The 9,331-nt window shown below is 42.9% G+C and carries 6 protein-coding genes; 5 read left to right on the top strand and 1 reads right to left on the bottom strand.

The features are described 5' to 3' along the window. A partial coding sequence (locus tag F941_RS16660) for a hypothetical protein (RefSeq protein WP_005010848.1) occupies window positions 1-338 on the bottom strand: 338 nt, incomplete at its 3' end. A 271-nt stretch (window positions 339-609) separates the two neighbouring features. On the opposite strand from F941_RS16660, the gene F941_RS10180 reads away from it, so the two are divergent. From F941_RS10180 to F941_RS10160, 5 genes are all read left to right on the top strand, one after another. After that, window positions 610-2,595, top strand: coding sequence for a beta strand repeat-containing protein (locus F941_RS10180; RefSeq protein WP_228128345.1), 1,986 nt, complete (start codon window positions 610-612; stop codon window positions 2,593-2,595). A 144-nt stretch (window positions 2,596-2,739) separates the two neighbouring features. After that, window positions 2,740-4,263 (top strand): glycosyltransferase, encoded by a 1,524-nt coding sequence (locus F941_RS10175; protein ID WP_005010844.1) that lies wholly within the window; start codon window positions 2,740-2,742, stop codon window positions 4,261-4,263. A gap of 124 nt (window positions 4,264-4,387) precedes the next feature. After that, a complete protein-coding gene (locus F941_RS10170; RefSeq protein WP_005010842.1) occupies window positions 4,388-5,908 on the top strand; it encodes a TolC family protein in 1,521 nt (506 codons plus the stop codon). After that, entirely contained in the window at window positions 5,905-8,052 is a 2,148-nt protein-coding gene (locus tag F941_RS10165; RefSeq protein WP_005010841.1) for a type I secretion system permease/ATPase, read from the top strand. Before F941_RS10170 ends, F941_RS10165 begins: the two co-directional genes overlap by 4 nt. Then, complete coding sequence (locus F941_RS10160; protein WP_005010840.1) at window positions 8,027-9,205, top strand: HlyD family type I secretion periplasmic adaptor subunit; 1,179 nt, start codon at window positions 8,027-8,029, stop codon at window positions 9,203-9,205. Before F941_RS10165 ends, F941_RS10160 begins: the two co-directional genes overlap by 26 nt. Window positions 9,206-9,331 lie beyond the last annotated feature (126 nt).

Raw genomic sequence — 9,331 nt, 5'->3', positions numbered from 1 at the left:
GCGTCCACTTCAGCTTCTGAGTCCGCATCGGCTTCGGCCTCTGAATCAGCATCTGCATCAACGTCTGAATCTGCATCTACGTCAGCGTCTGAATCTGCATCTACGTCAGCTTCTGAATCCGCGTCTACGTCAGCTTCTGAATCGGCATCCACGTCGGCTTCTGAATCTGCATCGGCTTCAGCTTCTGAATCGGCTTCGGCTTCTGAATCCGCGTCTACGTCGGCTTCTGAATCGGCATCGGCATCAGCGTCTGAATCGGCATCGACTTCAGCTTCTGAGTCCGCGTCGGCATCAGCTTCTGAATCTGCATCGGCGTCAGCTTCTGAATCGGCATCCACTTCAGCATCTGAGTCGGCGTCAGCTTCAGCTTCTGAATCTGCATCAAGTTCAGCATCTGAGTCAGCTTCAGCATCAGAATCTGCATCGGCGTCTGAATCAGCATCCGAATCTTCATCAATATCTGAATCTGTATCTGCTTCGGAAGCTGCGCACTCGATTACTGCAGATGATGATCAAAATGAAACTAACTATGAGTTAAGTACTACTGAAGCTCGTCCAGACATTGAAGGCAATATTTTCACTCTTGCCAATGTGGGGGTTCTAGGTGATTTGATTTCTGTTGATTTAAGCACTTCAGCAAATCCAAAAGTCACAGTTGGAAGCAATGAAACCCTAAACTTTACGCTTACTGCCTCTGGGGCAACTGGTATTACTGGGGCTGGTGTTGGTGCTATTCTTGATGCAATTTTGGCAGGTGGAAGTATTAATGGTTCTATGGATCTAGTGATACTGAAAGACAATGGAGCTGGAAAGTATGAGGTTTATGACCGTATTGAAAATGCATACCAGTTAACTAACGTATTGCTTTCATTTAGTGCTAGCGGCAGTACAACTGTTACGTTGAATGAAGCTGGAAAATATAGTTTTGTATTAACTCAAAACGGTTCGGAAACGAATAATCTCTTAACGCAGCTTTTATCATTGAATGTTCTTGGCTCACTGAACTTGGATGCAAATGGAACCGTTGTTGCCACTATTAATAACACTGATCCTGTAACTGGAAATGTATTCACCAACGATGTGATTCACCCAGTTGGGCTAGATGTGAAAGTGACTACAATTAGTCATGGCTCTGAAAATAAAGGCGTTACTGCTGGCGTTGAAACCAAAATCGAAGGAGATTACGGCACATTAACTATTCATGCAGATGGCTCTTACAGTTATCAAATGACTGCTGGCCCAACAGCGCTCGGTAAAGTAGAGACATTTACTTATATTGTTGCCGATGGGGATACACATAGTGCCACAGCAAATATCTATATCCGCTTAGATTCGGACTTAGTGAATTTAGATTGGACAGGTAAAACAGGAGCACAAGAGGCAACGAAAGGTGCAAATGTTCTAGTTGCAGATGTAGATGGCACAGCAGCAACGATCGGCAACCAATACAATCTAGCTGTAAAAGGAACTGGTGATGCTGATGGTTCGATCCTAACTACTGGGCAAGGTACAGTTGTACAAACAATTCCAAACGATAGCGGCACATTTACTGTAGCAGCGGGTCAAACGGCATATATTGCGTTTACTACAGTTGTACCAGTGAATTCTACCCAGAGTTTCCCGTTAGTAGGTAACCAAACAAGTGCCTACACAACTACGGTGCAGTTGTCGCAAAACGGTGTATTGGGTAATTTAGCGACTTGGAGCAGCACTGCGGCTCAAAGCGGTACGGTTCATTACTATAAAGTCACCAATACTGGAACATCTGCTGCAACTTATACATTAAATGTTTCTGGTAGTGATGGTAGCCTGGCATACACATGGGATGCTACGGTTGGTAAACAGTTTGGTGTGAATAATATTAATTTAGATATTAAAGCGCCAACTTATACTGCAACTGCTGTAACAGGCAATGTAATAACAGGTACAGCCGGTGCTGGTGAGGATACCTTGTATTCTTCTAGCTTCAAACTTGGTGCTGTAGCAGGTACAACTGATCCGGCAGGCTACAATGTGGGTACTGGAACTCAGGTTGTGGGCAGTTATGGAACACTGACAATTAATGGAGATGGTTCATATAGTTACCTGGCCAATGGTAAGGTCAGTGACCTAGGCAAAGTTGATGTCTTTACGTATAAAGTTGAGACTTTAGACGGTTCAAGTGCGAGCTCTACCTTAAGCATTACGCTTGGTAAGGATTCTGTACTGATTGGAGATCCTGCAGGCGGTACAGCTGGTAATGATACAGCCGTATCACAAGCTGGAGCTGAGACATTTATCTTAGGTACTGGTCAAGATACATTGATATTCAATGTATTGAATGCGGCTGATGCTCACGGCGGCAATGGTCATGATACTTGGAGTGATTTCAGTAAAGCGCAAGGTGATGTCATTGATATCAGTTCATTGCTTACTGGCGCAACGGCTGACAACATTGCAAATTATGTCAGTGTGACAACTGCGAATGGCGTTTCAACCATTTCAATTGATCGTGATGGTAGTGGCCCAGCGTATACATCTAAGGTTGATTTAATCACTATTAATGAAACCACGACACTTGAGGAACTGTTAAAAGGCAATCATTTGCTGTTCTAAGTTTCTAAAAAACACATCTAAAAAAGAGGCTCTTAGGAGCCTCTTTTTTTTGTTAAGAAACGTAATTTTTAACAAAAAAAATAGAAAATGATTTAAAATTTTATTTATTTAAATTAATAATTTATAAGATTTATAGAGGGTTTTATGACGGATTATAAAAATTTTTATTTCTGTAACTTGGACTTCGGAAAACAGTTAACCGGTGTAGAGCGGGCAGCGCTAAAAAGAGCTCGGCTTTTCAAAAATTATTTTGGCATATCTGCTGTGTTTTTAACGAGCAGATTCAATACAGAGCTCGATGAAAATATAGAAAATCTTAAAAAAATTGGCTGGATGCCAAAATCTTGTGATGTGCTCAATGTGTATGAATATCTGAGGGGCGGGTACACCAATGAGTTAAAAATCAGCAATCATTTTGCTTTAGATCAATCCTTATACAATGTAGTTGAAGTTGATGTGAATCCTATGCATGAGAAATGGATCTCTAAAGTTGATCAAAATTTCTATAAATATGTCGTGTGGAATAATATAAAAAAAGAAAAAATCGTTTTTGTTAATAACCTATTTAACAACAAAATTATAAAAAGAGAAAAATTTGATAAAAATGGAAGGATTTTTGCAATTCAAGAATTGGATGAAAATGGGAAAGTGACAATTGAAGATCTCATTCATATTGATGGCCATTTAGTATTGCAAAGATATTTTGGTGAAAATAGCCGATTATTAAAAATTGTTTTATTTACTCAATCTGGAATGGTCGATCAGATTTTTACAGGTGAAGAACAATTGGTTGATTATTGGCTGAGAAAGATCATTGATATTAATGAAAAGTCATGCTTTATTATAGATAGGAACCCGAATTGGAATATTGCTTTAAGAAATTTTCATGAACAAAATGGCCAAAAGAGCATATCTGTCTTCCATAGCAGTCATTTGGTTGAAATGGAAGATGATATTATGACAGGTCAATTAAACTCTAATTTTAAATATGTACTTGAGAAGAAATATACTGTTGACCATATTATTACACTGACAGATCATCAAAAAATCGATATCCAAAAAAGATTTAATCAAGTCAATAATATAACAGCCATTCCGCACAGTATTGATGATGAACCGGAAAAAATTATATTTAAACAGCGTGATCCTAATAAAATTGTTGCTCTCTGCCGTTTAGCGCCAGAAAAGCAAGTGATAGATATGGTTTTGATGATGAGCGAACTATTAAAGACCAATCCTGCAATGCAGCTTTATATTTATGGGGATGGAGGGGAAAAGACAAATATTGTTAATAAAATAAATGAGTTAAATTTGAATCATAATATTCATTTAATAGGTTATGTTGAAGATATTTCGAAGGCTTACAATGACGCTGTTTTTTCATTGCTGACGAGCCGCTGTGAAGGTTTTTCATTGGCTGTTTTAGAAAGCCTTTGCCATGGTGTTCCTGCAGCTTCTTATGATATTCCTTATGGCCCATCAAGCATGATTCAAAATAATGTAAATGGAATACTTGTAGAGCATGGAAATTATAAAATGATGGCTCAGGAAATTTCAAAAATATTAAGTGCTAAAGGTAAGTTGGAAAAAATGTCACAAAGCGCTTACGGATCTATTAGTAAGTATAAAGAAGATAACGTGGCAAAAATATGGAAAGCATTAATTTAAAATAACAGTATGGAAAAAAGCAGTTTTAATGCTGCTTTTTCTGGTTTAAAAGGAATTAGGATTATATTTTCAATATAGTCCTGCCATATAAAAAATATGCAAGGGTTAAAAATAAATTTCTATAATGAGTACTATTAAATTAAGGTTAGGGCTGATTTTATTGCTGCCTCTACCTCTGGCTTTACAGCAAGTGCAGGCAGCTGCATTTCAAGACTATTTAAATTCAGCCAAGAAAGAAATTAGTCAAATATTTAACCCTCAGCAAAGCGTCAGCAACAAAATCAGTATTCAAGCATTAAGCAGCTTTCAGCTGCAACAGCCGCAGCAGCGGGAAGCGCTGCCTATGGTTACAGGCTCTAGAGCAATGACAGGCGCTCCAGCAGTCTCGGTTTTGAACGGTCAGTCATCCGGCACAATGGAAGTGTCGCTGATTGATGCAATACATCAGGCTTTACAGCAGCATCCGAATATCGCACAAAATATTGCTAGCATGGCTGGGCAAAATGCCAATATAGATACAGCAAAATCGCAGTATTATCCGCAAATTTCAGGCGGTATCAGCAGTGCCGATTTGACCACTGGAGAGCGGGGCAGACAGCTGTATACTTTGTCCGCAACACAGATGCTGTATGACTTCGGCAAAGTCAAAACATCTGTAAATACAGAAGAAGCTAAATTGTTGGAAAAGCAAGCATCATTGCTTGTCAGTGTGGATGATATTGCCTATCAGACGGTCAATGCCATTGTGAATATCAACCGTTATCAAGAAATTGTAAAAATTGCCGATCAGCAGATTAAAGGGGTTGCCCGCATTGCGGAAATTGCTAATTTGCGCGCCAATGCCGGCATCAGCAGCCAGGCCGATCCAGTACAGGCGCAATCCACTTTAGAAGCGGCGCAAAGCAATAAAATTGTGCAGGAAACAGCGCTGCGTCAGTATCAGCAGAAGCTGAGAACATTGTTAGGCTATGATGTTTCGGCGGTAAGATTTAATATTCCAGATTATATCGTGCGAAATGCAGGATTATATCAAGATCCTGAATTTACGCGGATTCCAGAGATGATGGCGGCGCAGGCCGAAGTTGAAATTGCCAAGTCGCAAAAAGAACAGGCAAAGCTGAATGCCTATCCCACCATTAATATTAAGGGCGGCCTCAGCCAAGCCTTAAATGGACGCAATCCAAATAACAACGAAGATGATGGCCTCTACAGTTCCATCATGCTCGAAGCCAGCAGTGATTTCTTTCAAGGCGGCGCAATCCGCTCAAGAGCGCGTGCGGCCAGTTATGCAGAAGAAGCGGCTAAGGCGCAGGTCAATGTTGTATATCGAGATGTCAATGATCAGGTGCGCTTAATCCGGGAGCAAGTCGCAAATAAGCAAAAGCAGATGGAGGTTCTGTCTTCACGCAGAGAAACGACGGCACGCACCAAAGAGCTGTATCAGGAACAATATAAATTAGGAACACGTACCGTTGTTGATTTATTAAATGCTGAGCAGTCCATTCATAGCGTGGCGCAAGAAATAGAAAATGCCAGATATGATATTTATTCAGGCCTGACCGAATACATCAAGGTCACAGGCCGTTCTCGTGAATTTTATCAGTTAAATAACTTATCTATTCAAGGGATTGAGATAGAGCCATGAGCAATTCTATACAATATCAGCCATGGCTAAATGCCGTACTCACCATTGCCAAGCATTACCGCATGGAACCCTCGGAAGAGCGGCTGCGGTTACAGCTGGATTGGAATCCAAACCAGACCGTTGATGAGGTGCTGGGCACGGTATGCCGCCAAATAGGCTTAAGCCTGAGAAAAAGCAGCTTCAGTGAAGATGTGCTGAATCCTTGGCGTTTGCCTGTCATTATTGAAATGCAAGATGGACAAGTCGGCGTTTTGGATAAGGTGGATGCTGAAGGCAATGCCAGCATTCAATTCAGCGGCGATCAAGGCCTGGCGCAGGTTTTAACGATTGACCTGCTTAAGCAGAATACGGCCAATGTCTACATTTTGCGGCCAGAAAAATCCATTGCCGATGTCCGTGTCGATGAATACGTTAAGCCTTATGAAGCCAGCTGGTTTTGGTCAATTGTGCTGAAAGACTGGAAGCGCTATGTTGATATTATGTTTGCCTCGATGATGGCGAATATACTTGCGCTGGCCACCATTTTATTTTCGATGAATGTTTATGACCGCGTCATTCCTGCACAGTCTATTCCGACTTTGTGGGTGCTGGCGGGCGGTGTGCTGATTGCGGCTGTTTTTGAATTTGGCCTGCGCGTTGCGCGGATTTACTTATCGGACATTATTGGCAAGCGCGCCGATTTGAAAATTTCTGACCGGGTATTTGGACATGCGCTGAGAATTAAAAATAAAGAGCGTTCAAAATCTACAGGCACCTTTATTTCACAAATCCGTGAATTGGAAGGCGTGCGGGAGTTAGTGACCTCGACGACAATTTCTGCAATTGCAGATTTGCCATTCTTTTTACTGTTTCTGGCGATTTTCTGGCTGATTGGCGGCAATCTGTTTTGGGTAATGGTGCTGGTTGTCCCTCTGATGATTATTCCGGGCATTCTTATTCAAAAGCCGTTAGCGAAGCTGGCATCTGAAGGCATGCGTGAAGGCGCAATCCGCAATGCCACACTGGTCGAAGCCGTGCAGGGCATTGAAGACATCAAGCTGCTGCGCGCTGAGTCACGCTTTCAAAATCAATGGAATCACATGAATGAAGTGTCTGCGGATATTTCAATGCGCCAACGCAAGCTGGTGGGCGTGATGACCGCATGGACGCAGAAAATTCAGGGCTTAACTTTTGCCATTGTTGTGCTGGTTGGCTGCTTTGCAGTGATGAAGGGCGATATGACGACAGGCGCATTGGTCGCATGTTCAATTTTATCTTCACGGATGCTGGCGCCGATTGCGCAAATTGCGGGTGTATTGGGCCGGCTGCAGCAAGCCAAAGTGGCAAAATCCAGTCTGGATGAGCTGATGAAGAAACCGGTTGATCAGCCTGAGCAAGCGCATTTGATTCATCGTCCAGCCATTATGGGGCATTACGAGTTAAACAATGTCATTTTCCAATATGAACAGGATGATGAGCGCGCCTCTTTGGCGATTCCTAAACTGGAAATTAAGCCCGGCGAAAAAATTGCAATTCTGGGCCGCAATGGCGCGGGCAAGTCGACATTGCTGCAGCTGCTGTCCGGCATGCAGGAGCCTGTGCAAGGAAAAATTAAACTGGATGGCATTGATTTAGGGTTAATTGACCCATCGGATGTACGCCGGGACATGGGGCTGCTGAATCAGAATGCGCATTTGTTTTTTGGTTCTGTGCGGGAAAATTTAAAATTGGGCGCACCTTTGGCGAATGACGATGAAATTCTGCATGTGTTGAAAATTACAGGCGCTTTAAATTTTGTCATGGATAAGAAAGAAGGCCTGGATTACCAAATCTTAGAAGGCGGCATCGGTTTCTCTGGCGGTCAGCGTCAAGCTTTGCTGCTGGCCCGCTTGCTGCTGCGCCAGCCGAATATTCTTTTGCTGGATGAGCCGACAGCGGCTATTGATGATGTGTCAGAAAAAATACTGATCGATCAGCTAAAATCATGGCTTGGACAAAAAACCTTAGTGATTGCCACACACCGCCGGGCAGTGCTGGAACTGGTTGACCGCATTATTGTGGTGCACGAGGGCAGAATTGTGATGGATGGGCCAAAAGAACAAGTATTAAAACAGTCAACATTGAATCAGGGGCAGAAGAATGAGTCAGCACGGCAAGTCGGGTAAATTAAGGGAAACAGAGCCAAGTTTGCCAAAACCAAGCCTATTCATTTGGATCATCTGCCTTGGGCTGCTGGCTTTGCTGATATGGGCATGGCTGTTTAAGCTGGAAGAAGTATCCAATGGCACGGGCAAGGTGATTCCATCTTCCAAGGAGCAAGTGATTCAATCGCTGGAAGGCGGGATCTTGACCAAATTAAATGTGCATGAAGGGCAAATTGTCGAACAGGGGCAAGTGCTGGCTCTGCTCGATCCAACGCGTTTTGCATCGAATGTCGGCGAGTCCGCTTCATTGCTGCTGTCTTCTCAAGCAACTGCTGCGCGGCTGCGGGCAGAAGTGAATGGCGCATCATTGAAATTTCCTGCGGAAGTGCTGAAAGATCCAGCTTTGGTGAAAGAAGAAACTGCGCTGTATCACTCGCGCCGCGCCAATTTGGAGGAATCTTTGGCGGGGCTAAAGCAAGCGCTGGTTTTAGTCGATCAGGAATTGAGAATGACTGAACCCTTGGTCGCCAAGGGCGCAGCCAGTGAAGTCGAAGTGCTGCGCCTAAAGCGTCAAGCCAATGAACTGCGCAACCAGATGAATGATGCGCAAAACCAATATCTTGTAAAAGCGCGTGAAGAACTGGCAAAGGCCAATACCGATATTGAAACGCAATCACAGGTAGTGAAAGGCAAGTCAGATTCACTGAGCCGTACAGTCTTTAAATCACCGGTGCGGGGCATTATTAAAGAAATTGATGTCATGACCATTGGCGGCGTCATTGCGCAAAACGGCAAGCTGATGACCATCGTGCCTTTAGATGAACAGCTGCTGGTCGAAGCGCGGATTTCGCCGCGCGATATTGCTTTTATTCATCCGGAGCAGGAAGCGCTGGTGAAGATTACAGCATATGATTATTCCATTTATGGCGGACTCAAAGGCAAAGTTACGGTGATTTCGCCGGATACGCTGCGTGATGAAGTAAAGCAGGATCAATTTTATTACCGTGTTTATATCCGCACTGATGCTGATAAATTGCAGAATAAAGACGGCCAAAAGTTTGCAATTACCCCCGGCATGGTGGCAACGGTAGATATTAAAACCGGTGAAAAAACTGTGCTGGATTATTTAATTAAACCATTCAATAAGGCGCAGGAAGCCTTAAGAGAAAGGTAGTCCATTATTAATTCAGTCAGATAGCCACGTTGTAAAAATCAAATTGTAAAAGATCTTTAGGCAGATATGCGTACCGCGTTAAAGTCATGCAAAATAGTCTGAATCTAGTCTTGTTAGGAGATGTGA

The sequence above is a fragment of the Acinetobacter bouvetii DSM 14964 = CIP 107468 genome, from assembly GCF_000368865.1.
In the GTDB taxonomy this organism is placed as follows: Bacteria; Pseudomonadota; Gammaproteobacteria; order Pseudomonadales; family Moraxellaceae; genus Acinetobacter; species Acinetobacter bouvetii.
This window is presented reverse-complemented; position numbering and strand designations above follow the sequence as displayed.

Bases quoted from the DNA above. Each gene is read 5' to 3' on its own strand.
- F941_RS10175 (WP_005010844.1), top strand. From the start codon at position 2,740: ATGACGGATTATAAAAATTTTTATTTCTGTAACTTGGACTTCGGAAAA.
- F941_RS10170 (WP_005010842.1), top strand. From the start codon at position 4,388: ATGAGTACTATTAAATTAAGGTTAGGGCTGATTTTATTGCTGCCTCTA.
- F941_RS10165 (WP_005010841.1), top strand. From the start codon at position 5,905: ATGAGCAATTCTATACAATATCAGCCATGGCTAAATGCCGTACTCACC.
- F941_RS10160 (WP_005010840.1), top strand. From the start codon at position 8,027: ATGAGTCAGCACGGCAAGTCGGGTAAATTAAGGGAAACAGAGCCAAGT.